Source organism: Mesorhizobium sp. AR07, assembly GCF_024746815.1.
Lineage (GTDB): Bacteria > Pseudomonadota > Alphaproteobacteria > Rhizobiales > Rhizobiaceae > Mesorhizobium.
In genome coordinates this window covers 249,010-271,902 of record NZ_CP080526.1, presented here as the reverse complement: position 1 = coordinate 271,902, position 22,893 = coordinate 249,010, and the positions used below count along the sequence as shown (strand labels likewise).

The 22,893-nt window shown below is 59.9% G+C and carries 19 protein-coding genes and 4 pseudogenes; 11 read left to right on the top strand and 12 right to left on the bottom strand.

The window, feature by feature from the left end:
- Positions 1 to 32: 32 nt before the first annotated feature.
- A pseudogene (locus BPNPMPFG_RS34010) lies at positions 33 to 176 on the bottom strand (ISKra4 family transposase); the annotation flags it as partial.
- A gap of 118 nt (positions 177 to 294) precedes the next feature.
- On the opposite strand from BPNPMPFG_RS34010, the gene BPNPMPFG_RS34005 reads away from it, so the two are divergent.
- The 3 genes and pseudogenes from BPNPMPFG_RS34005 (at position 295) to BPNPMPFG_RS33995 (ending at position 2,419) form a co-directional block, all read left to right on the top strand.
- Positions 295 to 681 carry a hypothetical protein gene (locus BPNPMPFG_RS34005; protein ID WP_258597215.1) on the top strand — a complete coding sequence of 129 codons (387 nt, stop codon included), beginning with the start codon at positions 295 to 297 and terminating at the stop codon, positions 679 to 681.
- A gap of 8 nt (positions 682 to 689) precedes the next feature.
- Complete coding sequence (locus BPNPMPFG_RS34000; RefSeq protein WP_258597213.1) at positions 690 to 1,664, top strand: LysR family transcriptional regulator; 975 nt, start codon at positions 690 to 692, stop codon at positions 1,662 to 1,664.
- A 59-nt stretch (positions 1,665 to 1,723) separates the two neighbouring features.
- Positions 1,724 to 2,419, top strand: a pseudogene (locus BPNPMPFG_RS33995) (IS6 family transposase).
- A gap of 242 nt (positions 2,420 to 2,661) precedes the next feature.
- On the opposite strand, the gene BPNPMPFG_RS33990 reads toward BPNPMPFG_RS33995, so the two are convergent.
- The gene (locus BPNPMPFG_RS33990; RefSeq protein WP_258597212.1) at positions 2,662 to 2,826 is read right to left on the bottom strand and encodes a hypothetical protein; all 165 of its coding nucleotides are present in this window, start codon (positions 2,824 to 2,826) and stop codon (positions 2,662 to 2,664) included.
- 83 nt (positions 2,827 to 2,909) lie between these two features.
- Between BPNPMPFG_RS33990 and BPNPMPFG_RS33985 the strand changes: the two are divergent.
- Positions 2,910 to 3,104: pseudogene (locus BPNPMPFG_RS33985) on the top strand (IS110 family transposase); the annotation flags it as partial.
- Positions 3,105 to 4,695: 1,591 nt separating this feature from the next.
- Here the strand turns inward: BPNPMPFG_RS33985 and BPNPMPFG_RS33980 are convergent.
- The 7 genes from BPNPMPFG_RS33980 to BPNPMPFG_RS33950 form a co-directional block, all read right to left on the bottom strand.
- Positions 4,696 to 5,100 (bottom strand): c-type cytochrome, encoded by a 405-nt coding sequence (locus BPNPMPFG_RS33980; RefSeq protein ID WP_183455384.1) that lies wholly within the window; start codon positions 5,098 to 5,100, stop codon positions 4,696 to 4,698.
- Positions 5,101 to 5,151: 51 nt separating this feature from the next.
- Entirely contained in the window at positions 5,152 to 6,738 is a 1,587-nt protein-coding gene (locus BPNPMPFG_RS33975; RefSeq protein ID WP_258597210.1) for an NAD(P)/FAD-dependent oxidoreductase, read from the bottom strand.
- A gap of 537 nt (positions 6,739 to 7,275) precedes the next feature.
- The gene (locus BPNPMPFG_RS33970; protein ID WP_258597208.1) at positions 7,276 to 7,701 is read right to left on the bottom strand and encodes a hypothetical protein; all 426 of its coding nucleotides are present in this window, start codon (positions 7,699 to 7,701) and stop codon (positions 7,276 to 7,278) included.
- Positions 7,698 to 8,249, bottom strand: a complete 552-nt coding sequence (locus BPNPMPFG_RS33965; protein ID WP_183454862.1) for a recombinase family protein — start codon at positions 8,247 to 8,249, stop codon at positions 7,698 to 7,700. Before BPNPMPFG_RS33965 ends, BPNPMPFG_RS33970 begins: the two co-directional genes overlap by 4 nt.
- A 144-nt stretch (positions 8,250 to 8,393) precedes the next feature.
- Positions 8,394 to 9,959 (bottom strand): Y4lR C-terminal helical domain-containing protein, encoded by a 1,566-nt coding sequence (locus tag BPNPMPFG_RS33960; RefSeq protein ID WP_258597205.1) that lies wholly within the window; start codon positions 9,957 to 9,959, stop codon positions 8,394 to 8,396.
- 15 nt (positions 9,960 to 9,974) lie between these two features.
- Positions 9,975 to 11,576 (bottom strand): Tn3 family transposase, encoded by a 1,602-nt coding sequence (locus BPNPMPFG_RS33955; RefSeq protein WP_258597204.1) that lies wholly within the window; start codon positions 11,574 to 11,576, stop codon positions 9,975 to 9,977.
- Positions 11,573 to 12,883, bottom strand: a complete 1,311-nt coding sequence (locus BPNPMPFG_RS33950; protein WP_258597202.1) for a DUF4158 domain-containing protein — start codon at positions 12,881 to 12,883, stop codon at positions 11,573 to 11,575. The genes BPNPMPFG_RS33955 and BPNPMPFG_RS33950 overlap by 4 nt, the downstream gene beginning before the upstream one ends.
- Positions 12,884 to 13,116: 233 nt before the next feature.
- Here BPNPMPFG_RS33950 and BPNPMPFG_RS33945 point away from each other — a divergent pair, with 233 nt between their 5' ends.
- The 5 genes from BPNPMPFG_RS33945 to BPNPMPFG_RS33930 all read left to right on the top strand — a co-directional run bounded on the left by BPNPMPFG_RS33945 (position 13,117) and on the right by BPNPMPFG_RS33930 (position 14,914).
- Positions 13,117 to 13,518, top strand: coding sequence for a TrbM/KikA/MpfK family conjugal transfer protein (locus BPNPMPFG_RS33945; protein ID WP_183465778.1), 402 nt, complete (start codon positions 13,117 to 13,119; stop codon positions 13,516 to 13,518).
- A 127-nt stretch (positions 13,519 to 13,645) separates the two neighbouring features.
- Complete coding sequence (locus BPNPMPFG_RS33940; protein WP_183455380.1) at positions 13,646 to 14,071, top strand: TA system antitoxin ParD family protein; 426 nt, start codon at positions 13,646 to 13,648, stop codon at positions 14,069 to 14,071.
- Positions 14,068 to 14,340, top strand: a complete 273-nt coding sequence (locus tag BPNPMPFG_RS43280; RefSeq protein ID WP_413776901.1) for an AAA family ATPase — start codon at positions 14,068 to 14,070, stop codon at positions 14,338 to 14,340. The genes BPNPMPFG_RS33940 and BPNPMPFG_RS43280 overlap by 4 nt, the downstream gene beginning before the upstream one ends.
- 5 nt (positions 14,341 to 14,345) lie before the next feature.
- A complete protein-coding gene (locus BPNPMPFG_RS33935) occupies positions 14,346 to 14,507 on the top strand; it encodes a zeta toxin family protein (RefSeq protein WP_258597200.1) in 162 nt (53 codons plus the stop codon).
- 77 nt (positions 14,508 to 14,584) lie between these two features.
- Complete coding sequence (locus BPNPMPFG_RS33930) at positions 14,585 to 14,914, top strand: KfrB domain-containing protein (protein WP_258597198.1); 330 nt, start codon at positions 14,585 to 14,587, stop codon at positions 14,912 to 14,914.
- Positions 14,915 to 15,048: 134 nt separating this feature from the next.
- Here BPNPMPFG_RS33930 and BPNPMPFG_RS33925 read toward each other — a convergent pair whose 3' ends face one another.
- Positions 15,049 to 16,389, bottom strand: a complete 1,341-nt coding sequence (locus tag BPNPMPFG_RS33925; RefSeq protein ID WP_258597197.1) for an IS1380 family transposase — start codon at positions 16,387 to 16,389, stop codon at positions 15,049 to 15,051.
- Positions 16,390 to 16,928: 539 nt separating this feature from the next.
- On the opposite strand from BPNPMPFG_RS33925, the gene BPNPMPFG_RS33920 reads away from it, so the two are divergent.
- Positions 16,929 to 17,189 carry a hypothetical protein gene (locus BPNPMPFG_RS33920; protein ID WP_258597196.1) on the top strand — a complete coding sequence of 87 codons (261 nt, stop codon included), beginning with the start codon at positions 16,929 to 16,931 and terminating at the stop codon, positions 17,187 to 17,189.
- Positions 17,190 to 17,678: 489 nt separating this feature from the next.
- Positions 17,679 to 19,307, top strand: a complete 1,629-nt coding sequence (locus BPNPMPFG_RS33915) for an IS1634 family transposase (protein WP_258597195.1) — start codon at positions 17,679 to 17,681, stop codon at positions 19,305 to 19,307.
- 332 nt (positions 19,308 to 19,639) lie between these two features.
- On the opposite strand, the pseudogene xopAI reads toward BPNPMPFG_RS33915, so the two are convergent.
- Both xopAI and xopAA read right to left on the bottom strand, forming a co-directional pair.
- Positions 19,640 to 20,515: pseudogene (xopAI, locus tag BPNPMPFG_RS33910) on the bottom strand (type III secretion system effector XopAI).
- A gap of 256 nt (positions 20,516 to 20,771) precedes the next feature.
- Positions 20,772 to 22,859: a type III secretion system effector XopAA gene (gene xopAA, locus BPNPMPFG_RS33905; RefSeq protein WP_183455378.1), complete on the bottom strand. Its 2,088-nt coding sequence runs from the start codon at positions 22,857 to 22,859 to the stop codon at positions 20,772 to 20,774.
- Between the last annotated feature and the right edge of the window lie 34 nt (positions 22,860 to 22,893).

Genomic DNA, 22,893 nt, shown 5'->3' with positions numbered 1-22,893 from the left:
TAATTAGGGGAGCATGAGGAGCTGTGGGGCGGTTATGCGGCGAGAGCTGTTTCGTCTGGTTCGTGATTGTCGTTCGCCATACCGGGATACCATTGCTTGAAGGTCGAGCGCAGGGAGCCGTCGAGGGTCTGCGTGCGGGTTTGCAGCAGAAGATGCGCGCCGATCCTGCTCCACTGCCTGGCCGACATGCTGATCGCGAGGCGGGCGCGGCCGGACCCTCGGAACTGATGTCGCCCGACGTGAAACTCAAGACGTTGCTGGCGTCATGATCGCGCAAAATGTGAGGTGCAGCCGATGAGCAGGAAGAGACCCACGGTAGCGGATATCCGCGCCTTGAAAGACAAGTATCAGTTCACGATGATCCGCGTGGAGACGCTGGACGAGTTGGAGGCTGCCGAGAGGGCCGGCGTCGACATGGTTTCGGTGCCGCCTGAGATCATGGTTCTTCCGCATTTCCGCGAGGTTGCGCCAAGCCTGTTTGCGGTGCCGGGCGTCAATTTCTTCGAGGTCGGCATGGCGGACGATTTTGTGCGCTGGGCTTTCGCGCTCTACAAGGCGAGCGCCGACGCCGTCTATTGCAGCGCCAGTCTGGCGACCGTGGAGCGGCTCTCCGACGAGGCCATTCCGGTGATCGGCCATGTCGGGTTGATCACATCGCGGGCCACCTGGACGGATGGATAGCCGCAGACATGCGTTTCAAAGGGCTTGATCTGAACCTTCTCGTCGTGCTCGACGCCCTGCTGGCCGAGCGCAATCTCTCGGCGGCGGCACGACGCATCAACCTCAGTCAGCCGGCCATGAGTGCGGCCGTCGCCCGGCTGCGCGATTTTTTCGGCGATGAACTGTTCAGCATGAGCGGCCGAGAACGTATTCTGACATCACGTGCAGCAGCACTTGGCCCCGCAGTCCGCGAGACTCTCCTAAACATCCAGTCCTCGATTATGTCGTCGGATCCGTTTGACCCTGCTCGATCCGATCGCCGCTTCAGGATCATTATTTCCGATTTCGCCACGCTCGTGTTTTTTGAAACGGTCGTGGAGCGTGTTGCCCGGGAAGCCCCCGCCGTCAGCTTCGAATTGATGCCTCTCCACGGCAGCCCCGATGAGGTCCTCCGGCGTGGCGAGGTCGATTTTTTGATCACTCCGGATGTGTTCATGTCGAAGGCGCATCCAAGTGTGGCGCTTTTCCACGAGAGGCTCGTATGCGTAGGCTGTCCCACGAACAAGCAGCTGCCACGGCACCTTACATTCGAGAGATACATGTCGATGAGGCACGTCTGCGTCAGGTTCGGACGTTTGCTGAAACCCTCCATCGAGGAAGGGTTCTTGCTTGAGCATGGTCTTAAAAGACGTGTCGAAGTCGTCGTGCAGAGCTTCAGCATGATCCCGCCCATGGTGTCCGGCACAGCTCGTATAGCGACCGTGCCCCTCCGGCTGGTCAGGCATTTCGAAAACACGTTTCCCCTTCAGGTCGTCGAACTTCCGCTGCCGCTTCCCGGTTTCACCGAAGCCGCCCAGTGGCCGGCTCTCCACAATAGCGATCCGGCAAGCATCTGGATGCGAGAGATAATGATGCAGGAGGCATCTCGGCCACGGGAGGCTCCCGGTGCTCCTGGATTTACTCCGGCTGTGACCGCCCGCGCTCATGTTCTCTGTCAAGAATGAGGCAGGACGGTGCTGTCACATTGATTGAGGGGTAAGGAAATTGAGGTAGCAGCGCGCCCATGACCGTGAGTGCACCGACCTACAAGAACCACCGCTATCCGATCGAAATCGTGGCCCTGCTGTCTGGCTCTAATCCGCTTCAATCTGAGCCTGTGCGATGTCGAGGAAATGCTGCTCGATCGCGGGATCGTCGTTTCCTACGAGACCATCCGCCGATGGTGCCGAAAGCACGGCCCTGATTATGCGCGCCGCATACGCCGCAAGTCGCCGACGAAAGACGATGTCTGGCACCTGGATGAAGTCGTGGTGCGCATCAACGGTCAGAAGTGCTGGTTGTGGAGAGCGGTTGATCAGGACGGATATGTGCTCGACGAGATTGTCCAGACGCGTCGCAACACCAAGGCCGCCAGGCGCCTGCTGACGCGACTTCTGAAGAAGCAGGGTCTGCCGCCAAAGCGTATGATCACCGACAAACTGCGCTCCTACGGGGCGGCCAAACGCCAGCTCATGCCAAACTTGGAACACCGCTCGCATAAAGGCTTGAACAACCGGGCGGAGAATTCTCACCTGCCGTTCCGAAAACGGGAACGAACGCGACAGGGTTTCCGGTCGGTCGGCAGCATTTCGTGTCGATCTTCTCCGCCGTCCGAAATCTCTTCGTCCCATCCCAGACCAACCGCTCCGCCGCACAAATTCGAACCCATCGACGCCAAGCCATGGCCGCGTGGGAGGCCGTGAGTGCACGGCCTGCCTGAAAAGCGCGGTATCGGCCTCACGCGGCCACATTTCAAACAACGTGACAACGCCTCCTGTTCAACTGCCGCTATCTCGGTCGCGTCGTCGAAGCGATGCGCCGGCGCGGAACGGCATTCGATGAGCGCATAATCCCGCAGCTCTCGCCGTTGGGCTGGACCATATCAACATCACGGGCGATTACGTCTGGTCAGACCATCTCATGGTCGATGGCGAAGGGTTCCTGCCGCTTAGGATTGACGCCTCATGACCGCGCCGACATGCCTACCGTATATCTGTGTCCCAATAATGCAATGGGGCCGACATAATGTTTCATGCTGCGCTTCTCCTTCTGATGCTTGTGGCTGCGGGCATGCAGACCACGCTTGACCATCAGCTCGAAGGGCAGCACCTTCAACCTATCCACCATGCATTGTCGCCCGAAGATAGGGCTCAAGCCGAATACCCCATCTCGGGCGGGCCGAGCCGATCCGCATCGCAGGAGGACGAGCCGTGGCAGATTATAGGGAAGCACTTGTCGGAATCGATGTTGCGAAGCAGAGGAATGCCGTGGCGATTGCGGACGCCGGCCGGGAAGGAGAGGTTCGCTACTTCGGTGAGGTCGATGCATCGGACACAAGCATGCGCCGCGTTATCCAACGGATCGCCGCCAAGTTCGATCGGATCCACCTCTGCTACGAGGCGGGCTCACACCTGCGGCCCTATGCTGCCACGCTAACAGCAACACACGGCTGCGCAACTCGACCGGCCCCGGCGATCGCCTGTTGCCCAATCCGCCCTCAGACGCGCAATTGTCAACCGAGGACTCTGGCGTCAGCCGGTGCCAAAGCTGGTCACAGCATTTTGTCCGAGTCCGATTGACGACAATCTGTGTTCAGATCCAGACATGCTAGGGGTTAGGATCAAGCCGGCCAGGGGGCGACTCCTCCGATTTGTGGTCGCTGCTCACAAACCGTTTGGTGGCATGCCAATTGCATATTCATAGCCATGATACGTGTTCCGACATGGCCCGTCGCGCAGTCTTTAGCCCAGGAGTTCACATGACATTCGTCCGAACGCAATACAGGCTGCGCATCCCATGGGACGCCCCGGCTCCATTGGATCTCGCTGCGATCGGCAGACAGGATTGCCATCCCGAAGACCGCTTTCAGCCTGTTGTCAGCTAGGGCTGCCATAAGGGTTCTCGTAAAACAAACATTCAGGAGAACTTATGACTCGACCACATGAATATCGGCCGCTTCGCCGGCTCTCCCAACGGGACATAACACCAGATCCTCTTCAAATCCGTGATGATCCAAAAGGAAAACGAAAAATGCCTACCTCAGAAAAAGACGCTGTGGGGCGCTCGAGGCTCCAGAAATTGCGGTCTCACTGGCCACGAACGATACTTGCTGCCACGGCGTTGGCCATTGTAATGACCGCTCCAGCTCCAGCCGTCACCCAAGACGCTGACAAGCACTACTCCGACCAAAGCTCGGGTATTGAAAGCTGGAGTTGTATACTTCGGGCATTGTGCATTGGCCCTCCACCGGTGGAATGATCGCTGTCGCAGGGCGTTGGACTGCTCTCGAAGGAGAAGCTACTCGCAGGTGATATCATGCCAGGATTATCCGACGACGAGGAAGAGCATGCTTAGCGTCGGCACTGATGAATAATACGCTGCCTGGCCGGTGGCCGCAGTTCGCGGCGTCCTCAACGTGATCTACGACTCGGGGTTCGCGAGATGACGTGAGGAGACGCTGTCGGGCGTGGGGCGTTGCCTAGAAAATGGTGGGGGAAATATGCCTGGATGATCGATCCCGCGGTCGCATCGGTCAAGACCACTGACGTTCCGCGCCTTTCGGTTGCCCGACTTTTCGATCTTAGGGCGTTCCTGGACTCAGGCCTAGCCTGCAACCTTGGGGAAGAGAATCCCGAAGGAGGCGCTTGAGGACCTGCACTACGTCCTGCTTCAGTGTTTTCATGAAGTTTTCCGCCTCGGCATTGTCCTAGTGCCAACGCGGCTCATGCTTGGCTGGGTGCCGTGCAGGTTGAGAAGACCGGAATGGGCAGCGCACGAAAATTGGGCGGATTCAGGCCGGTCGTCGCAACACCAATCTGTTTGACCTACCGCAACCACTCGTCAAGCGCCTCAGCGGGCGTTTTCCAGCCCAGTGCTTTCGTGGCCTGGAGTTTAGAGCGTAGCGGCACCAACTCCTGTTCGAGATAGCCGCGGAGCCAAGGAAGGTCAGCGTGCGCCCGCCGGTAATGCGCCTGCAATGACCTGTTCAGGCCGGGTTTACGGGCGCGCCGCCTGCACGTCTTCGACAGTCACCGCATCCGTGTAGTTGTTGCCGAAATTGGTACGGATGTAATTAACCACGGCCGTCACCTGCTCGTCATCGAGATAGGAGCCGAGCGGCGGCATCGCCTTCTGACCCTTGACCACCATGACGACCGGATAAGCGCCCGCTTCGAGCTTCTCGTTCTTGGCGAGCGCCGGATATTTGCCGGCCCCGACTGCGCCGACGCCTTCCGGCATGTGGCAACCCCGGCAGATCGCCGCGTAAATGCCGGCGCCATCTCTGGGTTGGATCTTCGAGGCATTGCCAAAACCGGTCGAGTCGGACGATTGCCCAAAAACAGGAAACGCAGCGAAAGCCGCAACGGCAACGGTGGCGGCGAAAGAGGTGATCCGGTTCATGTCCAAAAGTCTCCAGATTGCGATCAGGGCGAGCTGGCTGGCGGCGGGCCGTCAGCCGCTGACCACGCGTTGGTGGAGACGCCCGATCGCATCGAGCGAAGACAGGATCGCTCCTTCCATCCAGGCCGGCATGTAGGAGATGTGCTCGCCGGCCATGGCGATGCGCCCGTCGATCGAGCTTGCCGCATGATAGTGTTCCTTGCGCTTCTCCTCGGTCCATTCGCCATAGCAGCCGAGCGTCCATGGCACGCGGTGCCAGCCGACGGCAACGCCGTTGTCGAACTCGTCTTTGTATTGCGGATGGATCTGAGCCCCGTACTCCAGCGCCTTCTGGATGCGCTCTTCCGGCGGCAGCGACGTGAACTCGTAAGCCCAGGCCTCCAATGAAAAGGCGCCGAGAAGCACGCCCTTGCCCGGGCTGTGATAGTCGGTGCTGGGATAGGAGATCAGCGTGTTGGGCAGATCGGTGTAGGTGATGCCGCCGTAGATGTGTTCGTCCTCTTCCCAAAAGCGGCGCTTGAACTGCAATCCCACCTTGATCGCGGCACCGTAAGGCAGGTTGTCAATCGCCGCCTTCGTTTCGGTCGACACCTTGGTTTTGATCTGGCTGAGCACGGAGAACGGCACGGTGCAGATACACCAGTCAGCGGTGGCGGTCTGCGCCTCGCCGCCCTTTCGCGCATCCTCGTAGCGGATGGTGACGCTTTCGTCGTCCTGGTCGATCTCCGTGACCTTCACGTTGTATTTGGTAAGGCTGCCGACTTCCCTCTCGAACGCCCCGGCTATCATGTCCATGCCGCCGACCGGCTGCAGCATCGTGGTCTGGTAGTCATAGAGACTGCCAGTGCTAAGGCTGCTCCACAGGCCGGATTGCACGATGTCGGAGAGCCCTATCGGCTGCGATGGCTTGGCCAGCGGCATCTGGCCGCCGCCCGGTTCAATATCAAAGCCTCGCCGCTCGCTGCTGTGAGTGCCAGCGACGTAAGCGTAGTTTTCGTCAAGCGCGCCCCAGCTCTGCAACGCTTCCAGCAGCTTCTCCCGGTCCTCCGTCGAGACCGCCTGGTCGAGTCCACCCTGCTTCGTCACCTTGGAAAGCAGCTCGGCGACATGGCCGTTGAAATCCGCGCTGACATGGCGGTAGCGCTGCGGCTTGCCTTCGAACGCCTTGACCGAATGCAAGTAGGCGTTGTGGTTCACCTGCACGAACGCCTCGAGTTTGACGCCGAGCCGCTTGCAGTAATCCAGCACGGCATGGTGATGGTAAGGGATACGCCACGGGCCGGGATTGATATAAAGACCCTCGTCGAACTTGCATTCCTGCTCGAAGCCGCCGAGCTCGGTGTAATTGTCGCCGCCACGCAGCGACCAGCAGCGACCGCCGGCTTTTTCCCTGTACTCCAGAACCTGCACCTTATAACCGACCTTGCTGAGTTCGTACGCAGCGACCATGCCGGCCAGTCCGCCGCCGAGTACGAGAACGGAAGCCCCTTTCGGATCGCCGTCCAGCTTGATCGGACCCTTGTAGGGCGACTCCTGCGCGAAGCCCAGGGTCGTCATGGCCTGATACATGGCCTCACTGCCGGCAAGCGCGCCGATCATGGTCAGGAGATCGCGGCGGCTGAGTTGGGGAGGAAGCATCGGAACTACTCTTTCAGGGGGATCGCAAGGACGAGAATAACCGGGCGGGGGCAGCGGGTCAGGGGTAGACCGGCCTCAGACGATTGTCTACCGGCCTGCCGACCGCCGGGCGTCGCTGTTAAGCGATCACCCATCGATCGCGTGACGCCGAGCGCCGGATTTGCAAGAGAACGCTCGCGAGCGGCTTCGTAACCACCGAGCTACACCACCTGATGAGACACGACCCGTAATGATGATGATCGACGGGTAAAAATGACCAGAAAACAAATGATTACATATCTCTAAAGTCTCGTAATCTTAGCCGATGGGCGCTCCGAAGGAAGGAGTCATGCGTTCGAATCGCGTCGGGTGCGCCAGTTTTCTCAACTAGTTAGTTTTCGTCCACAAACGCTTCTTTTTGCGAGCATTTGCAATGGTTTGTTGGCCGTTGGTGTGCGTTGAGTGGTATGGACAGGATCGAGGGCTGGCGATCGAGCAGAAAGGCCCTGTCGGCTCGAAGCCGGGATTTTGGCCAAGTTGAAGAACGATTGGTGAACGTCAGGGTTCGACCTGAGCTTTGAGCAACATGGCAACATTGTCGGCGGTGAACTTGAAGCCGCGGCGATCGGGGATACGCTCGACGGAGATGGGATATTTAGGTCTTCGTGGATCAATGCCGGTGATCCGGAAACGCTCGCCACCAGCGATAAACTCGCGTTTGAAGTCAGCAGCCTCCAGGCCGTACTGTTCGGCCAGCAGGGCGAACATCTCCTTATCCAGATTGAGCGTCTTGCCGTCTGGCGCGGGAATACTGATGCGGAATGCTGGTTCGAATGAGAAGCCAGGTTCCAGGCCACGCCACCCGGTACTTTCGATGACCAGTCCGTGATCTGAGGCGATCTTTCTGCAAGCCTCAAGCATGCGGGCCTGAATCTGCTCGCAGGCGGCGGATGTTAAACGGGTGATGCGGTTGGCCTTGCTCATTCGGAAGCACCGTTGCGTACCTGATAGACCGTGCCACGTGATATGGCGAGATCGCGGGCGATCTTGCTGGGTCCCTGACCCTTTTGGAGGCGAAGCAGGATTTCTGCGCGGTCAATCTTCGGTGGGCGACCTTTGTAGATGCCACGTTTCCTGGCGGCGGCGATACCTTCAGCCTGCCGCTCGCGCCGCAGGTTAGTTTCGAATTCCGCGAAGACGCCGAGCATGTCGAAGAACGCCTTGCCGGCGGCTGTGGAGGTATCGACGGGCTGCTCGGTGGCCACCAGATGCGCGCCCTTGGCCTTGAGTCGGTCGACTATCACCTGAAGATCTCGCAACGATCTGGCCAGCCGGTCGATGCGGGTGATGACAAGAGTTTCGCCGGCATGGATGAAGTCGAGAATGGTCATCAGTTGCGGACGACCTTCGAGCGATGCACCACTTTTCTGCTCCTCGCGGATGACCTCGCAGCCGGCGTTCCTGAGCGCGGCGATTTGCGCGGCGAGGTTTTGGTCTGTTGTGGATGTACGGGCATATCCGATACGAGCCATGTCCTAACCATGCTAACTGTTCAATTTGCGTGTGCTGTCATGCCGAGTTGTTCAATATCTCGTTTCCGACCCACAATAAACAGGATTCAACGGCCGCAACCCGTTCATTGACGATGTTCTCCATGGGTATACCAAAAATATTCACTACAAAGGTGCACCGCCTGCATCCAGTGTGGTCATAACGATATCTTCCATGAGCGGGATGCCCTGTAGGGGATGCTTGTGTATCAGTGCAAAGGCTGCGGCTGCCAGTGCTTTTGACAGTCGCTCCTTTTTAGCCGATTTGAGAATGATCGCGGTTTGCAGAAATCGCCTTGCCCAGATGTCTCGTCGGCCTTCGAGAAAGGCCCAGATTCTTTTTTCAACAGTCCGCGCCGAGCGGGATCCCCGAATGATATCGCGTGTTTCTCCTGTGTCTTCAAACCAGCTGTCGGTGAACGGGACAAGCGCATCCAGTGCGGGCTCATTGCGGAGCATCCGATCCAGTTGTGCCGCTGTCGCATTCTGGATTTCCTTTTGCGGATCGACGTGATCCAGCAAAGCCTGCAGATCCCTTTCCTGGGGCCGCAATTGGCTCAAGCTACAAGCCTCCATGACGTCAATGAAGGCCGGCGCTGGTGGATGGCCGTTTTCTATCCCATCCGCCAGAGCCGCTTCCAGCAGAAGCTCGGCAGACATTCGATCTATTCGGACGCTGTTTGCTTCCTGGCGGGCATAAGAGACGATGCTGGTTGCTTCGCGCTTTGAACGGCAACGAATGACAAAGGCATCCTTGATGCCGTATCCGGTCTTTAACAGGATCATCGCGACAAATGTCTGGGCTTGCAGTTTTCCCACAATCGTTAGGCCTTGCGCTCCGACCCCGTCAGCGGTGGTCGCCAGGATGTCGCTGACGATCGGCTCCGCCCTGTTTTGTTTGGAAACATCAGCGAGACCTTGTCGCAGCGCCAGCTTGCCAATGTCATCGATAGCCGCCCGGGCGGCGCTCGCCGACAGCCAGCCGCGAATGATCGGCAGATAGGATAAGGTTTCAGGCTCCAGCTTCCCGCGCATGAGCCTTTCTCGTAGGCCGGCGGCCACGGCCTCTCCCGTCAATGATGTGCCGGATACCAGCCAATAGAGTGCACAGCGCTCCAGAAAGGGATTGTCGAGGCTCAACAGATGATGGACAAACTCGGCTTTGAACTCCTCCGGCATTCCTGCCGACATCTCATCCAGGCCACTGAAGAACTCATACGCGCCGCCGCCTTCAGCTTCAACTTCTGCCGCTAAAACGGCAAGCGCGCCATCAAGATCCGGCATCGGGATCTCCTCGGCGGGGCTTTCCCCAACCGGGTCAAGCATCAGTATGTCTGGTACGGGCAGACTGGCACGCCGATACAAGCCAGCAATTTTCAAACCGTGAAGCGGCTCGCCAGCGCCCGCAGCAATGCGAGCCTTGATCGCCTTCTCCGCATTTTCCAGGAAGGCCTTTCCATATGGGCTGTCATTCTCGATGCCCATTCGTGCCTCATCCAGCAGCAATCCGAACAAGGTTGCCACATCCGGATGATCGTCCATGGACTGCATAACCTCCGCAACGATGGCGTCGCAGGCCATGTCATTGGCCAGAAGATCATGCTTTGCTCTCTCGAAATAAAACTGGAACTGCGCCGACGACAGCCCATGTTGGTAGAGAACATTCAGGCATGATTCAGCAATTTTAACCATTGGTATCTCCAAAAATTATGCCGCCAGCCGATCAAAATCGATCCGACTATTCAAGTCGAGATCGAAACGGCCATAAGGATTGACGTGACTGTAGATCAGAGGCGTGAGGCCGCGATAGTCTTCCGGCGCCATCCGTGCGGCCCATTTCGGTTCCACCAGCACGGTCTGAAGCATGCGTGTGTTCACATAGACCAGTGACGCCTGCAGCAGGTGCAAAGCCAGAGCGGAAATCTCCTGCTCATCGATCCGGTTCGTGGCGAACTCGCCGCCCTTGCCGAAAAACACGAAGCCATTAGCGCTGTTCCAGTTTTCGACGACATTCAGCCCCTCGTGGATTTCCCGGCGGAATGCCTCCTGGCGAAGGTAGCGGCACAAGAATATCGTCTTGACCGCGCGGCCGAGCTCGCTCAGCGCCTTGTAGGTCGGGTGCATCACTTCGGCACGGGCGAAACGGCGCAGGATGGCCTCCGGGTCCGCCGTTCTCGTCTGCATGGCGGCGGTGTATTTGACCATCTCGTCATATTGCTGCTCGATCTCCTCCCAGTCGATCGCGCTGGAAAGGATCGGCAAGAGATTCGGCAGCCTTGTGCGCAGCGAGGCTTCCGGGATGGCAAGCTTCTGACGGGCTATCGCCTTCAGGCGTGGGGCGAGTTCAAAGCCGAGAAGGCGGCAAAATGCGAAACCGACTGCGCTCTGACCATGACTGTCGACATACTGGCGCTGGATTTCCATATCGGTGCAATGACGCAGCACGCCCTCGATCATGGAGGCGACCTCCGAGGACGAGCACCGTTTCAATTGCGAATAGACACAGGTCGCACGTTTTTCGACATGCCAATAGATCATGACACCACGGCCGCCGTAGCGGGCATGCCATTCCGTCATCAGATTGCGATCCCACGCTCCGAACTTTGTCGAATCAGATGCGCACGCCGTACCCGCGTCACCCCAGACTGCTGCGTTGCGGATGGCCAGGGTCGCGTTTGCAACCCTCGCGCACGCCTCCCTCAGCGCCGGCGCGTGGATAAAGCGGCGGTGAACATGCAGCAACTCGTCGTAGCTGACATCAGGTGTTGCGCCGGCGATCCGCTTGAGCCCGGCATTCGTGCCGAGACCATAAAGGCACAACAGAAGCCGCCGATCCAGCGCCTCGCGCGACAGGGCAACTCTCGACGCCGATGTTTCGAAGGACTCCAGCAGACCGGTATCGAGTGCGGCTTCCTTCAGCACGTCGAGCAATCCTGTCATCGACCAGCGCTGACCGATCTCGCCCTTGATTGCTTCCAGCCCCTTCGGTTCCGGCAGAGGCTTGAACGGTGTAATCGATATGCGGTTTTCGCCCCGCCACAGCAGCCGGACCTTGCCGTTTCGTGGGATCGTTTCGTTCAGAAGCAGTAACTCATGCTCAAGCTCCTTGCGAATGCCGGCTGTGAACGCTCGCGCGTTCGGGGTCAGGTTGAGGACTGTGTAATAGGCGTCACGCCGGATTTCGAAGTCCCTGGGAAGATCGTCGTCAGGATTGCGATAGCGGTCCGCGCCGACAACCCAGATCTCCTTGGAGCGGATGCGATCACGCAACTGGGTGAGGACGCAAAGCTCGTAGCTGATCCGGTTCACACGCCATCGTCATTGACCGAACTGCGCCATCTGGCCGGAATAACCTCGTCAAACGGCACATCCTGCATCGGCACAAACCGGCAGCCATCATCCACCTTGCTCCTGATCCAATCCAGCGCCACTAGCACCGGACGCCACGCGGTATTGTTCGACCGGAATTCCAGAACCGAAAGCAGACTGGGCAGCATGCGCCGGTAATGATTGGCCCAGGACGAGCGCATCACCTTATATATGCGCCGGTCGAGAGCCCCTTTCGCCTGGCTCTCCTTGACGATCGCCGCCAGCTTGTCCTTGCCGACGATCGGGAAAATGACATCGCAGACGCGCCCCGCGGGCTCGTCGATCGAAGCACTGGCAATCTCAACCAGCAATCTTTCCTTGCCATAAACCCGCTCGATATCCTTCGCGATATCGCCGACCACCTTGCGTTTCGAGCGCGTCCCGATCTTGTGGACCGTCTCGAGCAGCAAATCGACCATCGCGTCCGTGAGCTGCGCTTGCCGTGACGAAAGATAAATTGCGTACAGTCCGATTTGTTTGGCCGAAGGGTGCCGCCGCATCTCCCAGGCCTTTTCGCCGGCGACACGGCGGACAATCTGTTCCACCCATGCCTTGCCGGTCGCCGACAGCATATCCCGTGGCAGATCAAGTTTCTGAATGAAGGCAAGTTTCGCCGTCATGCTGAGGATGTTGTCGAGCGACGCTTGGCCAGCATCACCTCTCATCGTATTGAAGCCGGTCTGGCCGTCTGCCTCAGCAATAGAAGCTTCCAGCAATGCGACCGTGCTTGCTGAAAGGCGAGCGCTCACCCCGGTCAACCAGTCGTCGAGATAGTGTTGCCGTTGCGAACGCACCAGGCGTTCCAGTTCCTTGTGCGACGGGCCGTATATGCAACGGTCCCGGCACCACAGAAAAACCTGCTCGAGCATGGCGCCGACCGATTGCCCGGTCGGACACAGTTCGCCAGCGATCCATAATGTCAGCTCTTCCCGATCGCACCGTTTCAGGCGCCGAAAGCCGAGGTACTGCAAAATCTCGGCACAATGCCGGCGCGCAGTCCGACCGGAGAAATCATACTCGGTCATGGCGCCAGATCCGACGCCAAGCTGCTCGGCCAGCCAGGAAACGCTGTCGGCCGGGATCGAGGCATGGTCCTGTACAAAGAAGCCGTGCGCGGCGAAGAACTTAAGCTGAACCGCCAATCCCAGTCGCGCCGGGACCGGCTTGCCGTTCACAAATTCAATATCCGAATAGCTCAGGCTCCAGCGCCCGATCAAATCCTCTCGCGAAATATGCAAACCCGTCACTCCAATCCCTAAAATTGGAGCAGACTGTCATTCCCCAGCAAAGCACTCGTCAATTAGCGAGACAATGTTCCCACAACGTTCTTCAACTTGGCCAAAATCCCGGCTTCGAGCCGACAGGGCCTAGCTTCGCTGCGTGAGAATATCGAGCGCGGCTTGGCTAAGGGCAATTCTCTGCCGGAAGTCCGTAAACGGCAGGAAGCAGAACGCCGGCAGGATCGCGGCGCGGAACGATAATGACCAATCAGGTGACGACTATGAAAAAGCTTTGGATCTTAATGGTGGCAAGCTTCATCGCCGGCGGCACAGGAAGCGTAGCTGCGCAAGAGACGATGCAGGGAGACCAGAAGGACGCGTGCGAGGCACTTCTGTGCCTGGTGGCTGGATCAGCTCCATCGGAATGTACTCCGCCGCTGAGACGTTATTTCAGTATCAGGGCGGACAAGCCCAGCGACGAGCGCAAGAAGAGGCGCAATTTCCTCAAGATGTGCCCGTCCGGACAAGATGACCTGGTGGAATCGATCGTCAAGGGCAAATGCAATTCGGCTTACCAGGATTGCAGCACCCCCGGTGGCAACAGTGGTGGAGGCGCAGCGGGCACGCAGCCTGGCAACGGGCAGCAGACACAGGCGCGGTAATTCCCACCGATGTAGGAACGAAAGCGCGGCTCAGGCCGCGCTTTTTGTTTGAGTGTCACTTTGCCACCCGGCTTGATTTTAGGCAGCATTTCGGGTAGCATTTTGCTACTCAAATAGGAGCAACGTGATGCCCACAAAGACCAAACCTTCGCCAAACTCCCCTGCCCGTCAGCCTAAGATCGATTTCGCGTCGGTGAAACTGTCAAGCGCCCTCGTCAACCTGGCGCGGGAAGATGCACCGGTGTTCTCGCGTTCCATTGGTGGCCAGCTCGAGCACTGGGCGCGGATCGGGCGCGCCATCGAGCAAGCGCCAGGGTTTACCCTCGATCGCGTTCGCGCCGCATTGGAGGGTCGCTTTGATCCGGCTTTGCTGGCCGACCAGGAACGCACGCACTACTACGACCTGCTTGATGACGTGATGCTTGCACCGAGCAGCGAGGAAACAGCTGCGATGGCCTTGTTGGGTCGCTCTGCCGGTGCTGCAGGGTATGACGCGCATGGCCGGCTTGTTCGGGTTGCGGGCGACGGGAACACTGTGGTGATCGAAGAGTGACTGACGAAAGAACGCCGACACTGCACGTCATTGCTGGGCCTAACGGCGCAGGGAAGACAACGCTTTACAGGAATCGACTGGAAAAGCGCTATCCGGACGCCGAGTTTGTAAACGCCGACGAGCTGGCGTTGCGAGAGTTTGGTCACCCAGCGCAAACAAAGTCGGAGTCTGCACGTGGCCAGGAATTGGCAGAGGAACGTCGCCGGCAACTCATGGCCGAACAAAGAGCCTGGTCACTGAATCCACGTTCTCACATCCGTCGAAGGTAGACCTGGTGCGTGACGCCAAAGCTGCCGGTTACGAGGTGGTGCTTTACCACGTCAACGTCCGAAGCCCGAACCTGTCAGTGATGCGTGTCGCCGATCGCGTCAACAAGGGTGGGCATCCCGTCCGGAAGACAAGATCCGTCAGCGTTACGACCGCAATCAACCGCTGATCCGCGAGGCTGCCAAGCTTGCTGACCGGGCGTACATTTTCGACAACTCGCAGCTGGGCAAGCCCCACGAACTGTCGGTGATATTGGAGCGCGGCAAGGCAATTCGCGCCAGCGAGAATGTGCCGGCCTGGGCTCGGATGCTCTACAAGGACGAACTGCAGAACTTCTCACAGAGCCGCCAACATCGGGATGCTGCGAGCTTTGCGGATGCCAAGGCGATCGCGGAGCGGGCCTTGGGACAGGAGAGCCGGACATTCATTCCACGGCCGATCAGCGAGTACAGCGGTAAGGTCATTGGCGAAACCGACCTGCACCTGGTGCAGCAGATCGGTGCACGCTCTGCCATTGCGCATTTCAGAGACAAGTTAGCCGCCTTGATGCACAGCGATGAGTTGTCGGCGGCCTGAAGCTACGATTTGGTCGCGATGTGGGTGCATTTTGACAAGCCTGGTCGGGCGGCGGGGCTGATCCGTCGGTGATGGGAGGCGGGGTTTGCGGGTTGATGTTGGCGGGTTCGGTTCGGGGCATCTTGGCCCCGTCGCTATGTCACGAGTTGGGGGATGCGATCGAGGACGATGCGCAGAATACGCTGGTCGGGGCAGGATGTCGGCAGGTGCAGGCGGATTTGCGTTTTCATCTCGACCACCCGCGCGGCGATTTTGATGAGGCGCAATCGCAGCGTGTCAAATTGGGCGACGGCAAAGCTCGAGCGCCTCGGCATCGCGGCCCGCAAGCCCCACATCAACCAGTAAGCACCGGCATGCAGGAATAGCCGGAACTGGTTGGCCGTCGCTCTGGTGCAGGATGTGCGGTCGGCGGCAAGATGCGTCTTCCACGACTTGATGTGGTTCTCGGCCGCGCCGCGCCGGCAGTAGACATCCTCGTAGAGCGCCTTGGCCTTCCCACCGGCAAGGTTGGTGACGACGAAGCGGGTATCGGCACCTTGGGCGCCGACCTCGACCCGCGCGATGATGCGCTCGACGCGGCTCCAACTAGCGGCGCCGTCAACGAACTCCTTGAACCTGCGGACCTTGCCTGTCTTGGCCGACGCTTCGAAGCGCGCCGTCGTGCTGGCCTCCAGATCCGCGACATGCTTGCGCAGGGTCGTGGTGGGCGCGAGGCCAAAGATGAAGTCGACGTCGTTGGCGCGGCACCAGTCGATGACCTGCGGGCTGCAATAATGGCTATCGCCGCGGAGCAGGATTCGAATGTTCGGCCAGTTGATCCGGATCGCCCGCACCAGACGGCGCAGGTGGGGGCGGATCTCAGCCCCACTCGGCCGCTTGGCCGGTCGCAGGATCGCGCTGACGAACCGTCCCGCACCATCGAACACTACGATCGGCTGGAAGCCGTACTCGTCATGGTGGGCATTGAACAGGCGAAGCTGTTGGCCTCCGTGCACAGCGTCGAAGGTGTCGTCAATGTCGAGTACGATCCGCTTCGGCACCTGCCGGAACGAGGCGCAATAGAGATCGACCATCGCCCGCCCCATCGCAACCAGCTCCCGCACGCCGGGCAGGTTCTCCAGCCGGCACAGCGTCGATTGCGACGCCAGATCCCGACCCGACGGCAGCGCATCCTGGGCCATCTTGAAGACCGGATCGCGGCGCAGCCGGTTGGCGTCGTTGCCGTCCTCGTAGCCGGCGGCAATCATCTTCATGCGAAAGCCGATCATGTCCGCCAGGCTGTGGACGACCTGGTCCGGGCAGCGCGGATCGTCGATGCAACGCGCCAGACGCTCGGCCACCCGCAACCGCTTTTCCACCTCGGCCAAAGCCAGAACGCCGCTGTTGGACGACAGCATGCCGCCGTCGAAACGGGCGACGACGGACTTGCCGCCGACTGATGACAAACCGCTCAGCGGCAGCGTAAGATCGTTCATGGTGGGTGTGGTCTCCGGGAAATGGTTCGGATCGGCTTAAGCAACCAAATCCTAAGTCATTTCAACGGCTTGCGCCACATCCACCAACCCCCATGAATTTTTCAGGCTAGGTCGCCCTCCACGTGTCGGCGATGACGTTGAAATTCGCTATGGCAAAGATGGAGCCGCCACACTTCGCTCTGCTAGGGAAGCGTCGGAAGCGAAGGACAGGGCTGACGCGTTCCGGTCCCTGCCCGCCAAACAGGCCGTCGCGAAGTATCCCGACTTAGCTCCCTCCTACGCATACGTGAGGGCCGTAGAAGCGCGCGTAGCGGCCTCCCAGCCTGCGTCGGCTGCTGGGGTAGCCAAAAAGGTGCGCGAAGACTTGGCGGGCCGTATAGAGCGTGGTGAAACCCTCCCGGATATACGCCGCAAGGATCAGGACCGCGAACAGGATCAAGGTAGGTAGCTGAGACGTTCAGGCCTCGTTGCCCACACCCATTGAAACCCACCGGCTATCGCGGTAGCATAATGCTACCTAAAGTGCACGAGGAGGCAACATGGAAACGCTGACCTATATCGCGATCGCTGTTGCAGCCTTCCTTGGGCTGGGCGCAGTAGTGCAATTCAACACTCTTGCTCAACGACGCTACGGGTTTCGGTTCTTTGCCGTCTGGCGGATCGTAGTTGGAGCGATTTCCGTTGGCGCGATTGTTGCCGGTTCGGCGGGCCTGAACGCAGCAGGTAGTGAGTACCACGTGCTCGCTGGGGTCAGCATGTTACTACATACAGCCAAGCAAGTGGACGCCGGCACTAAATAAACTGGACAAAGCTATCAGTCAAACTGGACGGCGGCGTCATTTAGGCTGGACGGTTGTGAATTGGCAAAGTCAGCGCAGCCAGGCAAGGAGGATGCAACTCGCACAGCGCCGCTGGCCTGCTGCTGGTCAGAGGCAGCACTTACAGAGCGCCCAGCGGGCCTGCGGGAGGGCTGGCCGGCTGCGATGTCGCTAGCGAGGGATTCTCACGGAGCCTATGGGCGATCGCCGGCAGCCGTTGGTGACCTGGTCGTAGATCTGTACGGCGGTGGCCATCGCCGCTCTTAGTGCGCGTTGCCTGCGCCAGGGACGTACGGGTGCTGTCATGCCCAACTTGAACAGTTGGAGGTGAACGGATGGCGAACACTGTCCGTTAAGCTATTGAATTCACTTGCCTTGGATTTCCGGCACGAAAATGTGTGGTAACAACATTTGTGCTGTTGTCCCTGTTTTGTATGGATTTTACGGCATTTATTCGCTAACAACGCTGGCATGTTTGTCGTTGAGAGAGTCGCGCGCGGCCACCGCTATCTTTACCTCGTGGAAAGTGTCCGCGACGGCAAAACCGTTCGCCAGCGCACGATAAAGGCGCTGGGCCGCAAGGATGCGCTGGTTGCCAGCGGCGAACTTGACAGATTGGCGGCCTCGATTGCGCGCCATGGCGAACGCAGCCTCATCCTGTCCGACATTGACGCGGGGCGAATTGCCTCTCGCCGCATCGGCGGTCCGCTGTTGTTCGGGCGGCTGTGGGAGCGGCTCGGGATCGGCGAGGTGCTGGAAGAGGTGCTGGAAGGGCGCCAGTTCGGCTTTGCGGTGGAACGGGCGGTGTTCGTTGGCACGCTGCATCGGCTGTTCGTCTCGGGCTCGGACCGCGACTGCGCGAACTGGATGGCCGATTATGGTATCGAGGGCGCCGAGGGTCTGGCGCTCCATCACTTTTACCGGGCAATGGCCTGGCTGGGCGAGGAACTCGGCGAAAAGGCGCAAGGCGCGCTGGTGGCGCGCTGCGTGAAAGACGCGATCGAGGAAAAGCTCTTCGCGCGCCGGCAGGACCTGTTCACCGACCTCAGCCTTGTGTTCATGGACACCACCTCGTTGTCCTTCTACGGCGCGGGCGGCGAGACGCTGGGCAAGCGCGGGCATTCCAAGGACTTCCGCCCCGATCTGGCGCAAATGATCCTGGCGCTGGTCGTTGATGCCGAGGGCCGGCCGATCTGCACCGAGATGGTACCCGGCAACACCGCTGACGTGACCGTCCTGTTGCCGGTGGTCGATCGGCTGCGAACGCGCTTCGGCGTCACACGCGCCTGCGTTGTCGCCGATCGCGGCATGATCAGCGCCGATACCATCGCCGCGCTCGAAAAGCTGGGCATGGAATACATTCTGGGGGCCCGCGAACGCTCGAGCAGCGTGATCCACAACGTCGTGCTCAATGACACGGCACCGATGGTTCCGCTCGTTCTCGAGCGCCAGCGTGGTGAAACTCAGTTGTGGGTCAAAGAGGTCAAGGTCGGTAAAGACCGCTACATCGTCAGCCGCAATGACGCCGAGGCCGAGAAGGACAAGGCCGACCGCCAGGCGATCATCGCCGGCCTCGAGGCGCAGCTCAAGAAGGGCGACAAGGCACTGGTCGGCAACTCGGCCTACCGGCGTTACCTCAAGGCCAGCGGCAAGAACTTCAAGATCGATGTCGGCAAGCTTGCCGAGGAAGCCCGGTACGACGGCATCACCGTGGTGCGGACCAACGCGAAGGTGACCCCGCTCCAGGCCGTGCTGCGGTATCGCGATTTGCTCGAGGTCGAGAGCCTGTTCCGCGCCGCCAAGGCAACCTTCAATACCCGGCCGATCTTCCACCAATCCGATGCCGCCATCCGCGGGCATGTGTTCTGCTCGTTCCTGGGGCTCGTACTCAGCAAGGAACTGCGCCGCCTCTGCCGGGCCAAAGGCCTGACGCCCGAATGGCAGCCGCTCCTACGCGATCTCGATCGCCTCCAGGAAGCCACCATCGAAAAGGATGGTCGCATCGTCACCACCAGAACCCACGTTACGGGCCAAGTGGGCAACGTCTTCAAGGCATCTGGCATCGCTCTGCCACACAACCTCGACGAACAACTCGCCTGAGATCACCCCAAAAATGTAGTGGTAACACGCGCCGGCGCGCGCCTAACATGCTGACTTAATGACATATTCTTACAGGCGGTGTTTAAGTCGGGTCATGGCGCAGCGCTGCGACTGGCACAAAGTGACCGCAACTGACAGGCAAGCGCATTGCCTGTCAGCAGCGCGCTTGGCCTGTGAACTGAGAACCCCTTGTCGAGCCGTCCGTTTGCCGTTTCGCGTGGCAGATGATTCTTCAGCAGCCTGTTGCTGCGAAGTTCAGTCCGCTCGAACACCATCCACACCGCCCACATCCGTACTTCTGGTGAATACTTCTCCAGGGCGATTCAGAATGCCTACGCGATCTGGCTTTGATAAATCTTCAGGCGGGGATGAGTCTCGTTCTCTTCAATTCGTGTTACCTGAAAGCGGGTGCCAGGAGGGAAGAGAACTTCCTGCTCATTCGGGCGCTCTGAAAACATGGAGATGCGTTTTCCAGTTGTTGAATTGCTTTCCCACTCGACTGCCATTCCTTGCCAGGATGCATTCTTGGTTTCTGAGGTCGCGAAGAATCGGCGGTCCGTGGTGATGCTTCCTTCTTGGTATCGCTCCGACACCCAGTCCGGCAACTGATCTTCGCCGGTGAAGACAGTCCCTTGATATGAATATTCTTCGGGAAGCGAGTGCAGGGCGGAAATGATGCATTTTGCAAATGCAAGGCCATGAGCAGTGGGCGTCGCTTCTTTCTCCAGAACATCCTGTACTACTTCATAATCGTCCGTCGTCCATGCCTGCAGCGCCACGAGATCCTCGGTTGCCATGTGTTCGAGTTCTGGGTGGTTCCTCTTCATCTGTGCCATTCTTTGCATCATCCCATTCCACTGCTGCTGCCTCTGTGGGCGGGATTGTTAGCCCCAAAGAGTTATGAGCGCAGTCTTGAACTGTTTTCGTTCTTCAGGTGTGGTTCGGAACTGCGACCCATCGTGTTGGATCCGCTGCCAAAGTCGCTTTTTTTGCTTTACCAGATCGCTGGTATTCAACTCCAGCAGTGGACTTAATGGACGGCGGCTCGAGCTCGCTCCGGGAGACCCGAGTGACGCCAAGCCATACAGGCTGGGTGACATGGACGCCTCGGGAGATGACGGCGTAGAGGGCGTGGCCTGCTCTGTGGCGTGGGCTGCATAATGCTCAGGTGAGCCTGCCACGCTCGGCTTTGAAACGCATAGACCCATGTTGATCTCCTACAGTGACTGTAGGAGCAAGTTTGGCGAGAAACTCTCCGATTCGCGCTGGCTCACCGAAGTCATAGCTGGGACGACGAAGCATTGACGCGCGGGATTCTCGAGCCTCTATAGAGGCTTGGCAGGGATTTGTGTACAAAACAGCCAAAAGTGAGCTAACTCGCTGTCAGTAAAGGTTTCTTACACGAATCCCTACCGACCCTCCCGCTCAGGAATCCCGCCCGACCCCATACGCGTGCAGGGCTGCTTATTCCGACTGAGGCGCCGGCTGCATGGGCAGCTCCGCCGGTGCGTCGACCCAGGGGTCGTCCCTACCCGCCGTCCCCTCCGATTCGCCTTCCCATTCGTCGCGCGCCTCGTACCACTCGTCGCCGATCTGCTCAAGCGTGCCGACCAGGGTGCGTTCGGCGGACGCCCGCTGTGAGGGGCTGAAGAACAGCGGCTCATGCGGCACACCCGCCATCTCGACCCCGGCTACGTCGTGCACATCCGCTGCAGCCGGCGAGCGGTGCCCGGCGACCAGCTCGAAACCCAAGGCCATCGCGCTCCGGCCGAGTCGGATCGCCTGCTGTTGGCCCCAGCCGAGCGCTCCGCTCGTAGCCATGAGGCCCTTGGACATGACGTCGCCGGCCACCCGGCCGAAGAGCAGGTAGGCCGCCGTGTAGCCGACGGTCCCGGCTATGAAGCCCGATGGGTTGGCCCTGGGGTCGTCCATGTAGCCGCTCATCACAGCGGCTACGGAGAAGGGCAGGCCGATCGTCATACCGCCGACGGTGTCGCTCACGCTGTCGTTCATCCCCGCGTGCGTGACGTGCGGGCTCAGCGCTTCACGGAGCAGGAACGTCGACGAGACGACCGCATCGGCGATGAAGTCAGGTAGGGCCAGCCCGTTGTTGCGCATCAGGGCGATGTTTGACCCGAGGACGGCGAAGGCTACGGTCGCCAGCGCGAGCTTTCCCTTCAGGTCGGGGTTGTTTGCGAACGATGCGTCCAGGGTCCGGCGCACCGCCTCTAGGGGGCCTGGTGGGTCATCGCTTGCGGCGACCGGGCTCTCCTGCCGCGTCCCGGTCGCTACGAGCCGCTCAAGGCCCGTCACGATTCTGGACAGGTCCTGCTTGAAGAAGGTGAGCTGCCGATCCATGTGCGGCGTGATCCGCCGGTCCTTCTGGAATTCGCCGACGGAGCGGTTGACGTTGCTCAGACCCGCGCGCAGATCGCCCACGACTCCCTCAATGGCGTCCCTGAAGCCGTCGGGAAGATCACGCCTGCGGTTGAAGGCGCCGTTGAAGCGCAGCCGCATCGAGTCCATCAGGTCCTGCCCCAGCCGCAGGCCGAACATCATCGCCCCTTGCGCTGCCGCTGCGCCGGCGACGAAGCCGGCGTTGCGCTGCAGCGGCGCGGCCTTGGCGTAGAAGGTGGGTACGGCATAGATCAGCGAGATGAAGAAGACCAGGCTGTGCCGGTTGATGGCGTGCTTCATGAACAGCTTGGCGTCCGTTGTCGGGCGTCGCATAAGCGAGACCAGCTGTATCGCCGTATAGGTGTAGGAAGCAATGTTGAACGCAGCGTAGGTGCCAGTCTTCTGGGTGAACAGCGTGGCGAGCGGCAAGGGGTAGAGCAGAAGCGTCAGCGCTCCCTGGTATATCCGCTTCGCGGCACTCGCGTCGTGCTGCAAGGTGTGGATGTCGGTCTCGAAGCTGGTCATGACCGGCTCGAGATAGCGCCGGGCCTCTGCCAGGAACTCCGCCTCCTCTGGTGTCGACGCCTGCTTGTCCAGGTGCGACCGCAGTTCATCGACCTTCTCGCCCATGGCGGCCAGCAGCGTCTTCGGCTCTCGACATCCGGGCTCGGTGACCAGTTCGTTACGCAGCTTGCCCACGAACTCGCTGTCATCGAACTGCCGAAGCTCCTGGACGACCGACAGGTTGCCCAGGAAGGCGGCGATCCGCGACGAGCAATCGCGCATGAGCAACCCGCTCTCGACGTCCCTCGCTTCGCCGGGATTGGCCAGGCGCGGCTGGCTCGCCCCGGAACGGGCCGGTTGCGGAAGCAAATCCGGGACGCCTTCATCGTCCCCGGCTTGCACAATGGCCGGTATGACTTCGGGCCTCGAAGGCCGCTGGCTGGAGATCGACAGCAGGTCCGCGAGGCACATCGTGGTTTCCGAAGCCGGTCTCGGGCACGCGCGTGCTTGCGTGCCGTCCGTGGGCCACAGAGTGCCGCTGCCGTGTCCCGCTTCGATCTCGATGCTGCGGTCGGCGGGTGACGATCCGTCGCCCGCAACCGGGTCGTGCGGATGCGCGTTAGGGCCAAGGCTTGCGGTTTTGATTTGCATGATGGAGTCCTTGCGGGGGTAGATTGAAAGTACG